At 60.1% G+C, this 18,762-nt stretch carries 16 protein-coding genes and 2 pseudogenes; 7 read left to right on the forward strand and 11 right to left on the reverse strand.

All coding sequences use genetic code 11. From position 1 onward, the window contains the following. Positions 1-27: 27 nt before the first annotated feature. From HAPAU_RS14875 to HAPAU_RS14885, 3 genes are all read right to left on the reverse strand, one after another. Positions 28-1,446, reverse strand: a complete 1,419-nt coding sequence (locus tag HAPAU_RS14875; protein WP_066384350.1) for an amidohydrolase family protein — start codon at positions 1,444-1,446, stop codon at positions 28-30. A 191-nt stretch (positions 1,447-1,637) separates the two neighbouring features. Next, entirely contained in the window at positions 1,638-4,091 is a 2,454-nt protein-coding gene (locus HAPAU_RS14880) for a xanthine dehydrogenase family protein molybdopterin-binding subunit (protein WP_066384353.1), read from the reverse strand. After that, complete coding sequence (locus tag HAPAU_RS14885; RefSeq protein WP_066384356.1) at positions 4,088-4,594, reverse strand: (2Fe-2S)-binding protein; 507 nt, start codon at positions 4,592-4,594, stop codon at positions 4,088-4,090. The genes HAPAU_RS14880 and HAPAU_RS14885 overlap by 4 nt, the downstream gene beginning before the upstream one ends. 60 nt (positions 4,595-4,654) lie before the next feature. Between HAPAU_RS14885 and HAPAU_RS14890 the strand changes: the two genes are divergently transcribed. The 7 genes and pseudogenes from HAPAU_RS14890 (at position 4,655) to HAPAU_RS21075 (ending at position 11,270) form a co-directional block, all read left to right on the forward strand. Beyond that, positions 4,655-5,122 (forward strand): XdhC family protein, encoded by a 468-nt coding sequence (locus HAPAU_RS14890; RefSeq protein ID WP_066384357.1) that lies wholly within the window; start codon positions 4,655-4,657, stop codon positions 5,120-5,122. A 35-nt stretch (positions 5,123-5,157) separates the two neighbouring features. Then, positions 5,158-5,340 (forward strand): solute carrier family 23 protein, encoded by a 183-nt coding sequence (locus HAPAU_RS14895; protein WP_066384360.1) that lies wholly within the window; start codon positions 5,158-5,160, stop codon positions 5,338-5,340. Between the two features lie 107 nt (positions 5,341-5,447). Further along, positions 5,448-6,791, forward strand: coding sequence for a 5'-deoxyadenosine deaminase (locus tag HAPAU_RS14900; RefSeq protein WP_066384362.1), 1,344 nt, complete (start codon positions 5,448-5,450; stop codon positions 6,789-6,791). A 415-nt stretch (positions 6,792-7,206) separates the two neighbouring features. Continuing rightward, positions 7,207-8,598 carry an NCS2 family permease gene (locus tag HAPAU_RS14905; protein ID WP_066384363.1) on the forward strand — a complete coding sequence of 464 codons (1,392 nt, stop codon included), beginning with the start codon at positions 7,207-7,209 and terminating at the stop codon, positions 8,596-8,598. Between the two features lie 331 nt (positions 8,599-8,929). Next, a complete protein-coding gene (locus HAPAU_RS14910; protein ID WP_066384365.1) occupies positions 8,930-10,594 on the forward strand; it encodes an adenine deaminase in 1,665 nt (554 codons plus the stop codon). 146 nt (positions 10,595-10,740) lie between these two features. Continuing rightward, positions 10,741-10,884 (forward strand): annotated as a pseudogene (locus tag HAPAU_RS22970) (transposase); the annotation flags it as partial. Positions 10,885-11,021: 137 nt separating this feature from the next. Continuing rightward, positions 11,022-11,270 carry a hypothetical protein gene (locus HAPAU_RS21075; RefSeq protein WP_157078495.1) on the forward strand — a complete coding sequence of 83 codons (249 nt, stop codon included), beginning with the start codon at positions 11,022-11,024 and terminating at the stop codon, positions 11,268-11,270. 66 nt (positions 11,271-11,336) lie between these two features. On the opposite strand, the gene HAPAU_RS14915 is transcribed toward HAPAU_RS21075, so the two are convergent. The 8 genes and pseudogenes from HAPAU_RS14915 to HAPAU_RS14945 all read right to left on the reverse strand — a co-directional run bounded on the left by HAPAU_RS14915 (position 11,337) and on the right by HAPAU_RS14945 (position 18,756). Continuing rightward, on the reverse strand, positions 11,337-11,780 hold the full coding sequence (locus HAPAU_RS14915; protein WP_066384367.1) for a hypothetical protein: 444 nt from the start codon (positions 11,778-11,780) through the stop codon (positions 11,337-11,339). After that, entirely contained in the window at positions 11,777-12,661 is an 885-nt protein-coding gene (locus tag HAPAU_RS14920) for a ParA family protein (RefSeq protein ID WP_066384369.1), read from the reverse strand. Before HAPAU_RS14920 ends, HAPAU_RS14915 begins: the two co-directional genes overlap by 4 nt. Positions 12,662-12,963: 302 nt before the next feature. Next, positions 12,964-13,193, reverse strand: a pseudogene (locus HAPAU_RS22975) (ring-cleaving dioxygenase); the annotation flags it as partial. 20 nt (positions 13,194-13,213) lie between these two features. Beyond that, positions 13,214-14,314, reverse strand: coding sequence for a mandelate racemase/muconate lactonizing enzyme family protein (locus HAPAU_RS14925; RefSeq protein WP_066384371.1), 1,101 nt, complete (start codon positions 14,312-14,314; stop codon positions 13,214-13,216). Positions 14,315-14,395: 81 nt separating this feature from the next. Next, positions 14,396-16,606, reverse strand: a complete 2,211-nt coding sequence (locus HAPAU_RS14930; RefSeq protein WP_066384374.1) for an LUD domain-containing protein — start codon at positions 16,604-16,606, stop codon at positions 14,396-14,398. Beyond that, positions 16,603-17,121 (reverse strand): LUD domain-containing protein, encoded by a 519-nt coding sequence (locus tag HAPAU_RS14935; protein ID WP_066384375.1) that lies wholly within the window; start codon positions 17,119-17,121, stop codon positions 16,603-16,605. The genes HAPAU_RS14930 and HAPAU_RS14935 overlap by 4 nt, the downstream gene beginning before the upstream one ends. Positions 17,122-17,229: 108 nt before the next feature. Beyond that, entirely contained in the window at positions 17,230-17,658 is a 429-nt protein-coding gene (locus HAPAU_RS14940; protein ID WP_066384378.1) for a universal stress protein, read from the reverse strand. 72 nt (positions 17,659-17,730) lie between these two features. Next, the gene (locus tag HAPAU_RS14945) at positions 17,731-18,756 is read right to left on the reverse strand and encodes an NAD(P)-dependent alcohol dehydrogenase (RefSeq protein WP_066384380.1); all 1,026 of its coding nucleotides are present in this window, start codon (positions 18,754-18,756) and stop codon (positions 17,731-17,733) included. Between the last annotated feature and the right edge of the window lie 6 nt (positions 18,757-18,762).

Here is an 18,762-nt window from a genome sequence, read left to right on the forward strand (position 1 = left end):
GACTGACCGTTTCGAGCCGCCCATTCGCTATCCGATGTTCACTCTCTCGACGAGATCCTCGGCGACATCCGTAGCCTCCGCGAGGATGGCGGAGACCGACTCAGTCATCGTGTCGATCTCTCGCTCGTGCATGATCACGGATCCCGAACAGAGAACAGTCTCCACTTCGGACCCCTGTGTGCCGTAGATGAGCGTGTGAACGGGATCCGGCGACGGCGTGAGGTGTGGCTCGTCGAGATCCAGAACAGCGATATCAGCCCGTTTACCTGCCTCTATCGATCCGAGTCGATCGGCGTGACCGATGGCCGCAGCGGCATCACGCGTCACCATGTCGAACGCTTTCCGTGCGGGAATCACGCCGGGGTCCCGGTGGTATCCCTTGTGGCCAGTCGCGACGGCACCCGCATCGGAGAGGGGGTTAACGGTGTCGTTCAGGATCGAGTTGTCTGTGCCGATCGCGGTCAGTACGCCGGTGTCAAGCATTGAGACGACCGGCGCGAACCCGGTTGCAAGCCGCATGTTCGCCCGGTAGTTGTGCACCACCGCCGTTTCGGACTGTGCGAGCAGTCGGACGTCGCGTGCGTCCGTCTGGACACAGTGGGCGAGAAGTGCGCGCTCGCCGAGACAACCGATATTCCGGAGGTACTCGATACTCGATAGCGCCCCGCGCTCCTCGGTCTCGGTCTCCGCCTCCGCGACATGGGTCGTCGTCATCACATCGTACTCCTCGGCGAGCCGATACGCACCCTGAAGGGCATCGGGCGTCGTCGTCGCGAGCGTCGCGGGCGCTGGCCAGACCGATTGTCTACCCTCGGCGTCGTGGAACTTCTCGATGAGTGCCGCGACGTTGTTGAGGGCTTCCTCGGTTTCGACGACGAGCCGGTCCGGCCCCGTGTGGCTCGATTCCCTGTTACGGGCGGTGATTTCCTCAAACAGTCGTCGGAAATCCTCGTCGGGTGTGCGGTCTCTGATACCGGCCCCGTAGACGTTCCGCACGCCCATCTCGTCGTACACGTCGAGTTTGCGCCGCGTCGGCTCGAGATCCGCCCAGTCGAGCGCCGTAGCGTTCTCGACGAATGTCGTCGTCCCCGACTGGAGCGCCTCGATGCAGTATAGCCGCGCCGCGAGCGCATGCTCCTCGGGGCGCATCTCGAACAGTGCGGGCTGTTTGACGTTGAACAGCCAGTCGTAGAGTCTCCGGTCCTGGGAGAATGCGCCCCGCAGAAGGACGTCGGAGACGTGCGTGTGCGCGTTGATCAGCCCTGGTATGACCGCGCCGCCCTCCGCGTCGATTGTCCGGGCCGGCGAAGTCTCCTCCTTGAGGCGGTCGGCGGATCCGACGGCTGAAATCCGGTCTCCGGTCACGGCGACCGCGCCGTTGTTGATGATCCGTCTCTCCTTGTCCTGGGTCACGATCGTCCCGTTGGTGATTAGTATGTCTGTCATGGTCGGTCATCGGCTCGCTGATTCGATCGAACCATCGAACTCGCTTCGATTGTGCGAGCAGTACCTTAGTTCTTGAGAGCACACGGCGCGTTTCCTATCCGAACGCGAAAACGGTCCGAATAGTTCGGGACGTACACGGACCGCGATTTCCACATGAAAACGACCGATACCGGTACGCGGTCTCTCGCCGGCTACTCGTCGAGTTGCGCTCGTATCTTCTCGGCAGTGATCGGGAGGTCGCTCACCCGAACCCCGACCGCGCGGCGGATCGCGTTGCTCAGTGCGGGCGGCACGCCGTTGACCGGAATCTCGGCGACGGATTTCGCGCCGAACGGCCCCGTTGGCTCATAGGTCTCGACGAGGATCGACTTGAGGGGTGGCTGGTCGGCCGTGGTTGGCATTCCGTAGTCTCGAAAGCCGAGCGTCTCGGGCGTGCCGTCATCGTCGAACGAGAGCCCCGCGGAGGTAGCTAGTTCGTAGCTCATGTGCATCGCGCCCTCGACCTGTCCCTCCGCGAGGTCTGGGTTGATGGCGACGCCACAGTCGACCGCGAAGACGAGTTTGTGGATCTCGAACTCGCCGGTCTCCTCGTTTACCGTCACGTCGGCGAACTGCGCGCCGAAGGGCGGCGGGGACTCGTCCGTCGAGAAGCTCGCCTGGCCCATGACCTGTGCGCGCACCTCGTCGCCGTAGATCGACTCATAGCCGACCTCCTCCAGCGTGACTGACTCGCCGGTCCGTTCGGAGCGGACCGTCCCGTCGCGGGTCTCGAGCGTGTCGGCCGGCTCCTCAAGCATTCGTGAGGCGAATTTGAGCAGCTGGTCACGCGCGTCCTCGGCAGCTTTCTTCACCGCACTCCCAGTGACGTACGTCGTCGAGGAGGCGTACGCGCCGTAGTCGAACGGTGAGATATCGGTGTCGGAGGGCTGGACGAGGACGTCCTCCGAGCGGGCCCCAAGCACCTCGGCGGCGATCTGGGCCATCGCGGTGTCAGCCCCAGGGCCGATGTCGACGGCCCCAGTCTGGAGGATGAACGAGCCGTCCTCGTTCATCTTAATGTGGGCCGCGCCGAGCTCGTCGCCGGCGACGCCGCTCTTCTGTGCGGTGAGCGCGACGCCACAAGCCCGGTGGAGGTGGGCCTCCTCAGGCTGTTCGATCTCGTCCCAACCGATCGCGGCCTTTCCCTCAGCGATACACTCGTCGAGACCGCACGAACGAATCCGGCGGACGTGCTCGCTTTTCATCGTGATGCCCGAGACGGCCTCGAGGTCGCCTTCCGCAATGAGGTTCCGCGAGCGCAGTTCGATGGGATCTATTCCTAGCTCGTGGGCGACCTCGTCCATGTGACCTTCGAGGGCGAAGTGCCCCTGGGGCGCGCCGTACCCACGGATCGCACCCCCGACCGGGAGGTTCGTGTGGACGGCCGTCATCTCGAAGCGGACGTTTGGCGTGTGGGTGTACAGCGGCAGGGGTTTTGTCCCGATGGAACCGGTGACCGTCCGGCCGTGGGGACCGTAGGCGCCGGAGTTCGTGACGGCCGACATGTCGAGGGCCTTGATGTCCCCCTTGTCGGTGACGACGCTTCGCAGCCGAACGCGGGCGGGGCGTCGGGACCGCAGCGCGTAGAACTGCTCTCGGCGCGTCGTCTCCAGTTTTACGGGCCGGCCGGCGGCCTCCATCAGTGCGACTGTGATCGGCTCGATCAGCATCGACTGTTTGGAGCCGAAGCCGGCGCCGATCCTCGGCTTCGTCACCCGAACGTCCCGGATCGGGACGTCGAAGAGGTGTGACAGCTGTCTGCGCGTGTGGTAGGGCACCTGCGTGCTCGTGACGAGGTGAATTCGGTCGTCCTGGTCGCGGCGCGCGATCGTCGTATGCGGTTCGGGGACACAGTGGGACTGATACGGCGTCTTCCACTCGGTCTCAGTGACGACCCAGTCGTCCCTGGTCGCCGCTTCCTCGAAGGTCCCGTCGACGTCACCGATCTCACCCTCGTCGTGGGCCTCAACGTTCCGCTCGTAGTCCGCACCGGGCTGGGCGTTCTCGACCTCCTCGGGATCGTGGATCCGCGGCGCGTCGGGGTCGGTCGCCTCCTCTGGGTCGAGGACGGGATCCAGCTCCTCGTAGGTGACGTCGATCGCCCTGATCGCTCTGTCCGCGATATCACCGTTTTTGGCCGCGACGGCGGCGATCGGGTCGCCAACGAAGCGCACCTTCCGCCGGAGGATCGTCAGGTCCCACGGGCTCGGTTCAGGATAGGACTGGCCCGCGGAGGTGTACTTGCGGTCGGGTACCGTCTCCGAATCGGGGGTGATAACTGCATAAACGCCGTCCATCGCCTCGGCGGCGCTCGTGTCGATCTCCGTTACGTACCCGTGGGCGATCTCCGAGCGCAGCACCGCCGCCTCCGCGAGGTCCGGGAAGTTCGGGGCGTAGTCGGCGGTGTACTTAGACTCGCCGGTGACGATCTTCCGCGCGTCGTTCTTCTCCTCACGCTTGGAGATCGCCTGACGTTCGTCGGCCGACTTCTGGTTGTTCGGTGCCTCGTCCCACTCGATCGGGTGTCGGACCTCGGCCGACGGCTCCGAGCCCTGCCGTTCGTCGGCCGCCGGCTCGTCCTCGGCTGGCTCGTCGGTTCGGCTCATTCGCCCTCACCCCGAACCAGGCCGCCGTCGGCGGCGACGCCCTCCTCACCCATTCGTCCGGCAGCGTCCTGGACGGCGTCGATGATCTTCTCGTAGCCAGTACACCGACAGAGATTCCCGGAGAGCGCCTCACGGATCTCCTTCTCGGTCGGGTCGGGGTTCTCCACGAGCAGGCTCCGCGAGCGCATGATCATCCCCGGGATACAGAACCCACACTGGAGCGCAGCGTTGTCCACGAACGCCTCCTGAACGGGGTGGAGGTCGTCCTGCGTGCCAAGGCTCTCAATGGTCTCGATCTCGGTCCCATCGATCGTGGCGACCGGCTTGACGCAGGACAGTGCAGGCTCGCCGTCGATCGCCACGGTACAGAACCCACAGTTACCCGTATCACAGCCGCGTTTCGTGCCGGTGTAGCCGTTGCGCCGCAGGAGATCGAGAAGCGAGTCCGAGCGCTGGGCCTCGAACGTCCGTTCCGTTCCGTTCAGCGTGATATCTATATCCATCGGTGTTGAACAGGAATGTGTGACGATAACACATATATGTGCCGGTGAAATAACGAATCCATGCAGATTGCGACCGAACCCTGGAGTGCCACGACGCCCGAGATATTCAAGCGTATTGGTCGTGCAATCGGGGCCGATCGATCGCTTGCCATCGCAACTGTCATTGGTGTCGATGGAGCTGCCTACCGACGGCCCGGGGCGAAGGCGGTGATCGGTCCTGACGATACGTATGGCGGGGTAACCGCCGGCTGTCTTGAGGAGCCGCTGCGGATGATCGCGAGCGATGTCGTTGAATCGGGATCCGCACGAACCGTCACCTATGACCTTACCGAAGACGACGGATGGGGGCTCGGGCTCGGCTGCAATGGTGTTATCGACATCTTGGTTGAGCCGATCGATGGCTCCTGGCAGCCTGTGGTCGACACCTACACCGACGGGGAGGCCTGCAGCCTCGTGACGGCTGTCGAGAGCAGCGACCCATCGATTCCGGTTGGGGCGCCCTTGGGCTCACGAGGCTGGTCCTGCTGATTACCGCCCTCTTCAACCTGTTTCTGGTTTCAGGGATGGCAACGATCGGAGATATATTAGGGATCACCACCGCCAAGGACCGCAACCCGATCAATGATGAGTTCCGCGGTGGGATCTTCGCTGACGGATTCATCAGTGCTCTCGAAGCGGTCTTCGGGTCGTTCCCGCAGACGTCATTCTCGCACAACATCGGTATTATCAATTTCACTCGACGCTGACGCGTCATTTGCCGGACTGTCCCTAGTTGGTCCATCGCACCTACTACCCTCGCATGGGCGTCCCGACAGAGAAATGCTTTTGCTCCGATGTTGTATACGATCGATACATGTTGCTAACCGGTTCTGTCGTCGTAGATCCTCGTACGGTACTCCGCGACGGAGCGATCGTTACCGAAGGACCACGTATCGAGAGGGTGGGCAAGCGATCCGAGATCGCACCACAGTATACCGACCACGAACACCAGTCGTACGACATCTTATTGCCGGGGCTCGTCGGCGGACACATCCACTCCGTCCAGAGCCTCGGTCGCGGGATCGCCGACAACACCGAGCTGCTAGACTGGCTGTTCGACTATATTCTTCCGATGGAAGCTTCTCTCTCGGCCAGAGAGATGGAGGTCGCGGCGAAACTGGGGTATCTGGAGATGATCGAGAGCGGAACAACGACTTGCATCGACCACCTTTCGGTCGCCCACGCCGACGAGGCCTTCGAGGCTGCGGGCGAGATCGGCATCCGCGGTGTCCTCGGCAAGGTCATGATGGACCAGCGCTCACCCGATGGCCTCCTCGAAGACACCCAGGAAGCCCTCGACATGTCCGAGCGTCTCATCCAGAAGTACCACGGATCGTTCGACGACCGTATCCGATACGCCGTGACGCCGCGTTTCGCCGTCTCATGTACCGAGGACTGTCTCCGCGGCGCTCGTGAGCTGGCCGACGCGTACGACGGCGTCCGCATCCATACCCACGCCAACGAGAACCGGAGCGAAATCAAGACCATCAAGAACGACACCGGAATGCGAAACATCCACTGGCTCAACGAAGTCGGTCTCACGGGCAAGGATGTGGTGCTGGCACACTGTGTGTGGACCGACGAGAGTGAGCGAGAAGTCCTCGCAGAGACGGGCACACACGTCACGCACTGCCCGTCCTCGAATATGAAGCTCGCGAGCGGGATCGCCCCGATCTGGGATTACCTCAACCGGGGAATCAACGTTGCACTCGGTAACGACGGCCCGCCGTGTAACAACACTCTCGATGCGTTTACCGAGATGCGCCAGGCCAGCCTCCTCCAGAAGGTCGATCGACTAGACCCGACGACGACACCGCCTGCTAGAATTTTCGAGATGGCGACGCTCAATGGAGCGAAAGCCGCCGGCTTCGACGAACTCGGTGCGATTCGGGAGGGATGGCGTGCCGACATCGTGGGGCTCAGTACGGACTGCACGCGTGCGACTCCACTTCACGACATACTCTCCCACATCGTGTTCGCTGCGCACGGCGACGACGTGCGGTTCACGATGGTAGACGGCACCGTCTTGCAGGAGAAGGGGAAGATGACTGCCATCGACGCCGAAGCGGTCCGGCAGCGTGCGTCGGAGATAGGTCTCGACATGGACCTGGAGGAAGAACGGCGGTCTGCACAGCAACAGAAACCTATAGAAGACTAGGTTCTCCCGATTCAGACACGGTTTGTCGATAGTCTATTGAGTACCACAGGTATGTCAATCGAGCCTCGCTCAGTCGATCGGTACGAGAGCGGTCATTGTACATACCGGAATGAAACGTTTCGACCACGTACCATCGAGTCGACCCACCACGCTGGCAACCTCGTCCACAGGGAAATGTCCTCTCCGTCGAACCCTGCAGCCGTGCATAATTACTTTTACCTCCGACCAGAAACCATCGTCGCAGTAGAAACTTATGGCTCTGTTGAAACCCTCTTGCAGTCGTGCGATGTGCTGAGAAGCGAGTTTCGCATCGGATCCGTAAAATCCGAGAAGAAGAGTCGCTCTTCTCATTGTCACCGCTGAAGGATTTCAACAGAGCCAAACTTATTTGTACCTAGTAGGGTAGTGAACGGTTATGGCAAGCGATAACAAGGTACGATCACGCATAGCGACGTTTTTCGGATTTGAACGTCACGGGACGGACATCAAAACCGAAGTCGTTGCGGGCATCACGACGTTCCTCACCATGTCGTATATCATCGTGGTAAACCCAGCGATCCTATCGGAGGCGATCTCTATACAGGGATATTCCGACGGGCAGACGTTCCAGATGCTCGCCATCGCGACTATCTTGGCCGCCGCTATCGGCTCGATCGTGATGGCGTTGTACGCGAACCGGCCGTTTGGTCTCGCTCCCGGGATGGGGTTAAACGCGTACTTCGCGTTTACTGTGGTGATATCGCTGGGGATTCCGTGGGAGACCGCGCTCGCGGCGGTGTTCGTCGAGGGCGTCATCTTCATGGCGATGTCCAGCGTCGGCGCGAGACGGTATATCATCGAATTCTTCCCGGAACCCGTGAAGTTCGCCATCGGGGCCGGTATCGGCCTGTTCCTCCTGTTGCTCGGCCTCATCGAGATCAACGTCGCCGTCGCGGACGAGGCGACGCTGGTTTCGCTCGGTAACGTCGCGTCCGACCCGGTTGCATTGCTGGCGCTTGCTGGACTCGCCTTCACGATCGTCCTCTACGCCAAGGGAGTCACTGGCGCGATCATCGCTGGTATCGTCGCAACTGCGGCCGCTGGGTGGGGATTGACGCTTGCTGGTGTCGTAAATGGCGGCGTCCTCACACCCGAAAGCCTCCCACCAGTTCAGTATGATATCACGCCGCTGTTTGGAGCGTTTATCGGCGGCTTCGGGAATATTGACCCGATTTCGTTCATTATCGTGGTGGTCACTTTCTTTTTCGTCGATTTTTTCGACACCGCCGGAACGCTCATCGGCGTCTCGCAGTTCGGAAACTTCCTCGATGAGGACGGCAACCTCCCAGAGATGGAGAAACCGCTGATGGCCGACGCCGTCGCGACCACCTGCGGGGCGATTGTCGGGACGACTACCGTTACCACCTACGTCGAGAGTTCGACCGGGGTCGAAGAGGGTGGCCGCACCGGATTAACAGCGCTTGTCGTTGCTGTACTGTTCCTGGCTTCGCTCGTCGCTGTCCCGGTAGTGGCAGCGATACCGACGTACGCTTCCTATCTCGGGCTCATCCTTGTCGGGCTCATCATGCTCCAAGGCGTCACAGACATCAAGTGGCAGCGTTCCGACTGGCTTATTCCTGGGGGGCTCACCATCGTCATGATGCCCCTGACGGCCTCAATAGCCAACGGCATTGCCGCGGGTATCATCAGTTATCCCCTCGTCAAAGCGGCACAGGGCGAACACGATGACGTCCACGCCCTCCAGTGGATCCTGGCAGTGTCGTTCGCTCTCTACTTCTACGTCACCGCTGGTGGCGTGATAGGTTGACACGACCGACACGACCGAACCGTCTTCACGCCCCCTCTCGCGGGATCGCCAACTGAACCCGTACTGTCCTCACACTCCCACAGCCGGGGAGCGGTCCACACTGTCCGTCCGACTGCCGCAGGAAAGTGGGGGAGGATGTGTCGGTTACTCTATAGGATCGTATTCGACGATAATGAGTGGTTTCGGCGGCCACCGAGCCAAACGACTATCTATCTACGGTAACTACTATCTCGAATGTGGTATACTAACCCACACTTCGGGTCAGATAACACTTCGTGCATTCGATCGCGGGTGAGTGAAAGCAATATCGTTGCCGGCACAGTCGACAGCGATGACTGATTCGGTCGACATACTCGTTCACGGAACACTGGTGAACGTCCACACCGGGACGCTCGAAGACGGTACGGTCGCTATCGACGACGGCAAAATAGTTGCTCTGGAAGACCGTCCGGCCGATCACATACTCAACACGGGGTACATCACGCCTGGACTCATCGACGCCCACATGCACGTTGAGTCGAGCATGGTGACGCTACCAGAGTACGGTAACGCGGTCCTGCCCGGTGGTGTAACTAGCATCGTTCACGACCCACACGAGATTGCGAACGTCTTGGGAGAGGCTGGCATTCGTGCCGTCATTGAGGACGCTACGAACACGCCGCTGAAGGCACGTTTTACTGTTCCGTCCAGCGTCCCGGCCTCCGGGCTACAGGACACTGGTGCGACGCTGGACGCGACAGCCGTGGAGACACTGCTTGACCTCGATCCTGTCGTCGCGCTCGGCGAGGTGATGGACATCCCGGGACTGATCGCCGGTGACAGCGAGATCCACGCGAAGATAACAGCCGCCCGTGAGCGCGGTCTCACCGTCGACGGACACATGGCAGGCGTCGACGGGACGTCCCTCCACGAGGCGGCTCGGTATCTCGACACCGATCACGAGAGTATTACGCTCGCTGAAGCGCGACAGCGGGCAGGACTCGGTATCCGGGTCTATCTTCGCGAGGGGTCTTCGAGTAAGAACCTCGCCGACCTCCTACCACTTGTCGACGCTGTCGATACCCATCTGTTCTCTCTCTGTACCGACGATACGGAGGTGACCGATCTCGTCGACCGTGGCGGCGTTGACTTTGCAGTCCGCAAGGCCATCAACGAGGGTGCCGATCCCGTCGAAGTTGTCCAGATGGCGACACTCAATACGGCCGAGAGCTACGATCTGCCCTTCGGGCGGCTCAAACCCGGGACACCGGCCGATCTGGTGTTGCTCGACGACCTGAACTCGTGGGATGTCGCCCACGTGATGGTTGACGGCGAGCTGGATCCCACAGCGAAGAATCGGACCGGGACTACGAACCTAGCGGATGACACTGTCCAGTTCGACCCGGTTTCGGGCAGGGATCTCGTGATCACGGCGGCGGACGATGACGGCGAGACTGTCCCCGTCCGGGTTATCGATGCCGTCGGCGGTCTGCAGACCGATCCCATGCGAGCAACCGTCTCGGTCGAAGCAGGCGCGCTGGTCCCGTCGGTCGACGAGGACATCCTCTCGCTGGCCGTTATCGAGCGACACGGCCAGGATGGGGGGATCGGACGGGGATTCGTCCATGGTCTCGGCCTGTACCGCGGAGCCATCGGTTCCACCATCGCCCACGACGCACACAACTGTGTGGTTGCCGGTGCGGACCGCGACTCCATAGCCCGTGTGGCCAATCACCTCCGTGACATCGGCGGCGGTATCGCCGCTTTCGACCCGGAGGCCGCTGAAATGGTGTCGCTCCCCCTTTCGGTGGCGGGACTGATGTCCGAGGAGTCGATCGAGGTGGTGTACGAGCAGTACGAGAACGTCGAGGCGTTCGTGACCGATCTCGGTCTGGTCGACAATGGATTGATGGAGCTGTCATTCCTCGCTCTCGAGGTCATTCCGACGTATCGCCTGACAAACAACGGGCTAGTTGATGTCGAAGCGGCAGAATACATCGACGTGGTCCGTTCCTGATCGCCGGCCAGTTACAGAAGTGCGAGGAGAAAGCCCCGCCCTAAAGGGCGGGGATGAATCCGACAAACGATGGCACAAACCACCGACGATAGTACAGCCCGATATTCCAACAGACACTTACACAATCATATCCAATTACAAGTGTAATGGTCACGGTGACTGTCACCACGAAGTTCCACAATCCATCCCTCTCACGTCGGAAAGAGTGGCAACTCGCCACTCAACTCTACCGTGACACCAAACAATTCTGTATCGACGGATGGGAGAACGGCGACTTCGGAAAATGGGTAAACCATACACGGGCTAACATCCTCGAAAACGCTCCGCGTTTTCGGGCGCACGGAAATCTCTGATTTCCGTAGCCTTCGGGCGAGTCGAACCGTGCGACCTCGCGGGCTGAAGAACCCGCCGTCGTTGATGCCTGTAGTTGAATAGGGAGGAAGGCCCCATTGACAGGGCTGTACGTGCTGAAAAGCACACCGTTGGTCACAACTCGGTGGTAACCTTCGCCGTTCCACGCGAAAGCGTACTTGAGAACCGAGAAAACGCGCAACCTGAATATCCCCGTCGGGGAATTCTTGCTCTTCAGAGCGGGGAGGATGTCAACGGCTACTCTGATGGGTTCAAGGCCGAGTTCACGGACAAGCCCCACTCTCAACACGCCGAAGGCGTGTAGGGTGGGAAAGTTGACTATCTATTTCGGCTATTCATAGAACCACAGATCGTTTCTGAAATATGGTTCTCAGAAATCGTATCCCCAATGCCGTAGAATCTCTTCTGCATCATCGAGATGCTGCATCCCCGCTCGATAAATCGCTTCCCGAGCATCGGTACGGGACAGATCATCATTGATACGATCCTCAAGGTCACGCTCGGCACTGATTGCAGCTGCGTGCGTTTCCTCCTGAACAAATAGTTGGTGTACCTCCGGCCTTTCGTCTTTTACTTTATCACGTCGAAGGATGTACGGTAGTTGATCCCGACTGAATTCTCTCTCCTGATTATCTACTTTCGTCGCTTCTATCTCCTCTCTGTTTTGCTCTGAATCTCCTGTGTACTCCTGTTCAGTTCCAGAACGCCGACCAGCTGCAGTCGTGACTGATTCGTCTGACTCTCCTTCATTTTCGGCGTTAGTTTCGCTTGATTGCGATTCCTCGGCGAATGGATCGGAGGCTCCAGACTTCATGCGACTACCTCCGTTTCTTCAGTACTGATGTCCTCTTTCGTAAGTTCGACATCGAACTGTTCGGCGATAAACCGAGCTAGTGTATCGAATTGCTCGAGGGTATCACGCTCGCGATCTGGCCGCTTGTTATCTATTACAAATTCGTAGGCGGTCGTCTGTGCATCCCATGCCCCATTGAGCATCGCGCCTCGTATTGGAATTTTCGTCGGAGCAACTGGATACGACAATTCGGAAAATGCTTGTTGGTATTTGTCTCCGACGCGCGTTCTACGTACTTTGTTTGGAACAACGGCTACCACTCCAATTTCTGTGTCTGTCTCTGCTTCAAGGTTTGATACCGTGTCTTCGAGCCCATAGAGCGATTGCTCTCCTTTTGGAGACAGCTCGAGCGGAATAACAACATTCCCTGTTGCCGAAACCGCATTGTAGACATGTTGGCCACCCGTTGCCGGTGGATCAATAATCACTACGTCGTATTTCTCTGGTATACCAGCACTACGTAATACGTTCTGTAGTTGGAGCTCTTTTACAAATCGTCCACCCATATCCTGTTCCATTTCCTGTGCGCGCTGTAGATTTGTCTCTAAACTATCGAGCATATTGTGGCTTGGAATTACATGAATACCATGTGCCGCTTCACGAACTAGACCATCGAATTCTCCTTTCGGTCGATCGATGAGATGACGAACGAGATTGTCCGCTTCTGGATCTGATCGGTTTTCATCAACTCCGATATGATGGCTTGCCCCTCCATTTTGCGGATCAAGGTCGATAAGCAGCGTCCGCTGACCATGCCGCCGATGGGCCGCAGCTAGATTTACTGCCAGCGCTGTTTTACCAACTCCTCCTGCCTCGCTCCATAAGGTGTACGAAATCAGCATAGTTGATACTAATACTAATAGATCATAAAGACTCGTCAGACAAATTCATATTTACTAACAGTACTAGCAAACAATAATACTGGGCAGTATTTTCGCTCAATAATACTGAACAAGTATTCTTCCTAATAATATTAAACAGCGCTCTTAGAAGATTCCTCTATCCATAGAGGAACTCGACTATATGATATGGTACTCCCGCAGTACCTCCTCGATTAAGTTCTCCGCGAGAATCGTATCTATCGACTATTAAGTCACTGACGTAGTCAAGCAGATCCACGGCAGCGCATGGTCGCCTATGCCTAATACCTAACGTGGGCGCCTTCTTGATCGATAAGCTTGAATCCTAGCGTATCCAATACGCTTGCAGTAACGAAGACGTTCATCGAAAGTAGTGTCACGTTATGGATGCCGCAAATCGCGTGTTGCGTTAAGATCGATCCGTCTGCCCACGGCTCCATGATGACTCGCCGGTGACGAGTTCGAGTTTCGTGCCAGCCCAGTCAAAAAATTGAAACATCATCTCACCAAACCGTCTGTCGAACTTATTGCCCCTTAGGCATCTCGATACTGTTCAGTATCCTTGAACGACATCCCGTGTCCCGGACGATCTGGTGGCAGTATCAAGCCGTCATTCACTTCGATCGGTTTCGCGAGCAGTTTATTGAGCACGATCGAGTGGTGTTCAATGTACGGGACGTTGTTGGCTGCGCAGGCGAGGTGGGCGTGGATCGGCTCGATGTAGTGTGGTGAGACGGAAAGACCAGCCGTGGCCGCCTGATCCGCGACGTTCATCCATGGCGTTATCCCGCCGATACGACAGACGTCCGGTTGCAGATAGTCGACGGCGTTTCGATCGATTACCTGCCGGAACTGCGTCTCGTTGTAGAAGTTTTCGCCGGTGGCGATCGGCACGTTGACGCGGCGTCGGAGGTCGGCGTACGAAGCGTAGTCGTCCTTCGGCAGTGGTTCTTCAAACCACGTTATCGCGACGTCATCGAGGCGGTTCGTTAACTGTCGCGCTTCTGGCAACGTATACGAGCAATTGCCGTCGAGCATCAGGTCTAGATCCGTCGGAAGCGCGTCCCGAACCGCACGAACTCGTTCGACGTCGCGTTCGATGGATGATCCGACTTTCATCTTCATCCCGGCGAACCCTTCGTTGGCGATCTCGCGCGCGTTCTCAACGAGCGTGTCGGCATCGTACTGAAGCCACCCACCGTTCGTTTCGTACATCGGTACCGGCTCTCTGGTCCCGCCAAGGAGTTCACACAGTGGCAGACCGGCGTGCTTGCCGAGTGCATCCCAGATCGCGATGTCGACTGCGGCGATGGCGAACTCACTGATTCCCTCGCGGCCGATGAACGTCGTCTCTCCCCGCAGGGCCGACCGTACGGCGCGCGGCGCGACCGGCTGTCCCTCCAGAAGTGGTACGAGTTCGTCGTCGAGGAACCGTTTGATTGCCGCCCCTCCGCGCCCGATCGTGTAGGTGAACCCGAGGCCACGATGCCCGTCGTCGGATTCCGCGGTGAGCGCGACGATTTCCAGCGTGTCGAACGACTGGGTCGCGTCCTCCAGTGTCTGTTCGTTCGGAATTCGGTAGAGGCTGGTGTCGACCGTCCGGATACTGCCGGCACTCGCTGCTGGCTCGCTCATTGCTCGCTCGAGACGGACCCCCGGTACATAACAGTTTACGACGACTCGTACTTGCGAACTCGGCCTACCAACCGCCCCTCATCATCTGACGGGATCGAGGAGTTCGATCGGATGACGCGTCCCCGGCGAGAGGAGAGAATCGAGTTGCTCCATACAGGACGTCCCGCTGGCGACGATCGTTCGCTCGTCCGCGGCCGTTTCGAACTGCTCGGCGAGCGTTTCGCCGACGTCCATACTGAGGTCGTAGTACTCGCTCTTGTAGCCGAAACTCCCGGCCATTCCGCAACACTCCACATCGGAGGTGAGCACGTCGTATCCGAGCCGCTCCAAGACCGTCTCCGTGTACGATTCGAGACCGAGCGTTCGCTGTTGGCAGTGACTGTGGTAGGCGATCCCGGCGCCATCACCGGTGGGGAGGGCGTCGATGTCCCCGTCGTTCTCCAAGAGTCCGTAGACGAACTCCAGTATCTCGTAGCTCCCCTCGTCGATCCGTTCGTACGCCCCCGTAGGCAGCAGCTTCTCGTACTCGCGTCGGAACATCGCGATGTCGCTCGGTTCGACGACGACCACGTCGTAACCGTCTTCGAGGTAGGGAAGCAGCGACTTGGCGACGTTCCTCGCTTTGTCCTCCGCCGTCGCGATCATCCCCTGTGAGAGCGGTGCGCGCCCGGATCCGCCGACGTCCGGCACGACCACCTCACAGCCCAGCGTCTCCAGGACGCGGACGGCGGCTTTGCCCCGTTCAGTCTGGACGTGATTGGTGTAGACGTCCGGATACAGGGCGACGCGGCGAACCGGATCCACGACGTGGGAGTCCCGGGAGCGAGCCCACTTTCGCAGTGTCGTGCGCTTGAACGCCGGCAGGTCGCGCCGGGCGTCCACCCCGAGGGTTGATTCCATCGCTTTTCGGGCCACGTCGCTGGAGGCGACGGCGTTCGAGAGGGGTGCCGTCGTACTGCCGATCTTCGCGACGGTCTCGAAGTTGCCGAAGAAGCGCTTGCGCAGCGGTGTCCCGCTCTCCTCTTCGTCAGGGACGAGGCCATCGACCAGCAGGTCGTCGAAGCCGGGGTCCTTGCCGCGGTTGATGCGGTCGCGTACGACCGTGTTGATCCAGGGGATGTCGATCTTCACCGGGCATGCGTTCACACACCGTGAACACCCGGTACAGAGGTCGTTGAACTCCTCGGCGACGTCCAGTCCCTCGATTCCGGCCTCCCAGCCCGTGGCGATGCCGCCCGTGTACGTCTCGCCACCGAAGGCATGCCCGCCGACGGACTGGAAGTTCGCACAGGAGTTCGCGCAGGCCCCACACCGGATGCAGTACAGCGTCTCGCGGAGGTCGTCGTCTTGGCGCATCGAACGCCGCCCATTGTCGATGAGAACGAGATGGAAGTCTCGCTCGGCGTCGCTGTTTCCGAAGCTCGGTTCGTCCTCGTGATCGAAGTCGATCGTCGGCGTCTCGACCGGGGGCGTCAGGAGCGACAGGTACTGTGGGATGTCCTGTCCCGTCGCCGACCGCGAGATGAGTTCCGCGAACGGTTCGAGCTCGGCGATCGAGGGTATGATCTTCTCGATCCCGGCGACGGCGACGTGTGTGTCGGGAATCGAAGCGCACTTGCGTGCGTTCCCTTCGTTGGTCACCAGCGCGATCGACCCACTCTCGGCCATGACGAAGTTCGCTCCCGTGATGCCGACGTCGGCCTCGTCGATGCGTTCACCGAGGAACTCCCGCGCGAACGCCGTCAGTTTCTGTGCAGAATCGAGCGGCTCGTCGGGCTCGAACTCCCGTTCGAACAGGGCCGTGATCTCCTCACGAGATTTATGCAGCGAAGGGCCGACGATGTGCGAGGGCGCTTCCTCGGCGACCTGAATGACGAACTCGCCCAGATCCGTCTCCCAGACGTCGTACCCGTCCGCTTCGATGGCCTCGTTGAGGTCGATCTCCTCGGTTGTCATCGACTTCGATTTCACGACGCTATCGGCCTCTGCATCCGCTATAACCGTCGTGATGTACCGGTTCGCGTCTGCAGCGTCGTCGGCGATATACACGGTTCCCCCGTTGGCTTCGACGGCCGTTCTGGTCCGGTCGGTGAGATCCGGCAGCTGTTCGATCGACTCCTCCTTTATCTCCCGTGCCCGGGTTCGATACTGTTCGTGTGTCTCTTCTCCGACGGCTTCGACCGCATCGTATCGGGCGGCGTTGAACAGCCGTGTGTTCCCCTTGATCTCGTCGCTCTCCGTCTCGAGCAACGCGCGGATACGGTCGGCCTTCGGTCGTGTTGACTCACTCATTGGCTCTCATTGTCTCTGATGATGACGATGTGGACCTGTTCGGGGCCGTGGACACCCTGTACGAGCGCACCCATGTCGCCGGTCGAACTCGGCCCGGTCGCGAGGATGAGCGACTGGCGGCCCGCCTCGAACTCGGCCCGAAGCCAGGTAAACGCATCCGAGAGGGTTGCTCGAATGTCGCTCTCCCTGACGACGACGACGTGAAACTCCGGGTAAAGTGCGACGAACTCGTCGCCCTGTGATCGTGATTCAACGGCAACGGTCCCCAGCGAGGCGATGCTCATCCGAGCGCCCGTCACGCCCGTCACTGCCTCACGCAGTTGTGCCGGGGACGGTTCGAGCTGTACCGGGAGCTCCGATAGAGAGAGGTCATCGAAGGGAAGTGCGGCGCCGACCGCCGGGGTCTCGATGATGTCCTTAAGTTCGGTTTCGAACTCATCGGGCGAGACGACGGTCGACGCCGTATCTAAACGCGCCAGTGACTGCTGGAACTCGTGTACCGAACCCGCACTCATATCATCGAACACGTAATCCTTGATGATAAACCTTGTAGTCTTCCCGACGGTCGGCTGACGACCGTCCGTGGCGAGTCCTCCTCGCGGATGACTCGGCGTCGGAACTCGCTACTCGAGTGCCGGGACCGTGACGGCAGGTCGCTCCGTATTCAGAAGGATCGACTGGGTCACGCTTCCAAAGAGCGCTTTTCCCACCGGAGAACGGGCTCGTCCGCCGACGACAACATATCGGGCGTCGACCTCGTCTGCGTATTCGACGACCTTCTTGCCGGGGTTCCCAACCCGGCCGATGACGTCGTAGTCGGTGGAAATGACCTCATCGAGTCCGTCCGCCGCTTGAGCAGCCGCGTTGTCCTCTACGGACCCTGCACCGGTCTCCCGGGTGTTGGATTGTTTTTCGACGATCCTCGTGTACTCGGTCTCCTCGATGACGTGTATGAGTGCGAGTTCGTCGTCGAACGCTTGTGCCAGTTCGTCCGCTCGTGCGGCGATGTCTCTCGACTGCTCGGAGTCACTAATCGCTGCGACGATGACCATATCGTGAGAGGTGTCCGTTCAGGTATAAATGTTCTCGTGAACGGGGTACGCCGAGCGGTCCGATCGGCCGTCTCAGTCCATGGAGATCATCCCTTTGATCACGTCGGGCTCTTTGGCTCGTTCGAAAGCGTCCCCGATACGGTCGAAGGACATCTCGAAGTCCATGATTCCCGTCGCGTCGACCTCGCCGGCCGTGAGTAATGAGATCGCCGTCGGGTACGTGTTCGCGAACCGGTAACTCCCGCGAACGTCGATCTGCCGTCGGACGAGCTCAAACGTGTCCATCGGGACCGTCTCATCGGGGGCGAGGCCGATCAAGACGACGGTACCGTCCGGTCGCGGCGCATCGAGCGTCACTTCGATGGCCGGCGAGGCCCCCGTCGCCTCGATCGCGACGTCGACACCCGCGCCGAACTCGTCGCGGACCGCCTTCGCGACGTCCGTCTCACGGGCGTCGATCGTCAGCGTCGCTCCTCGTTCGGCAGCCCGGTCCAACTTCGAGGGAACGATGTCGACGACAACCAGATTCGCGGCACCGGCCGCCTTCGCGACGTCCATCGCGAGGGTCCCGATCGGCCCCGCCCCCATGACGAGCACGGTGTCGCCGACGTCGATCTCGGCGCGTCGGACGGCCTGAATGCCGACGCTTATCGGTTCACACAGCGCGCCCTCGCGAGTGGAGATGGACGACGGAAGCCGGTAGACGAAATCCGCCGGCCACGCGACGTACTCTCTGAAGGCCCCATCGGTGCCCGGCGTCGCCATGAACGCCACGTCCTGACACAGGTTGTACCGACCGCTTCGACAGTACTGACAGCGTCCACACGGGACCCCCGGCTCGATCGCGACCTCGTCGCCGACGGCGACGCGATCGACGTCTCGACCGACCTCGATGACCCGGCCCGCGCTCTCGTGGCCGAGCACCAGCGGGTCCTCGACGATCCGATCATCCATCCGGCCATGGTCATACCAGTGAAGATCTGATCCACAGATGCCGACATCGCTCACGTCGACGAGGACCTCCGATGCCTCCGGCTGAGGTCGCTCTCGAGACTCGACTTCGAACGTCCCTGCGTCGACGAGTGCTGTCGATTTCATGCTCTC

Source organism: Halalkalicoccus paucihalophilus, from assembly GCF_001593955.1.
Classification (GTDB): Archaea; Halobacteriota; Halobacteria; order Halobacteriales; family Halalkalicoccaceae; genus Halalkalicoccus; species Halalkalicoccus paucihalophilus.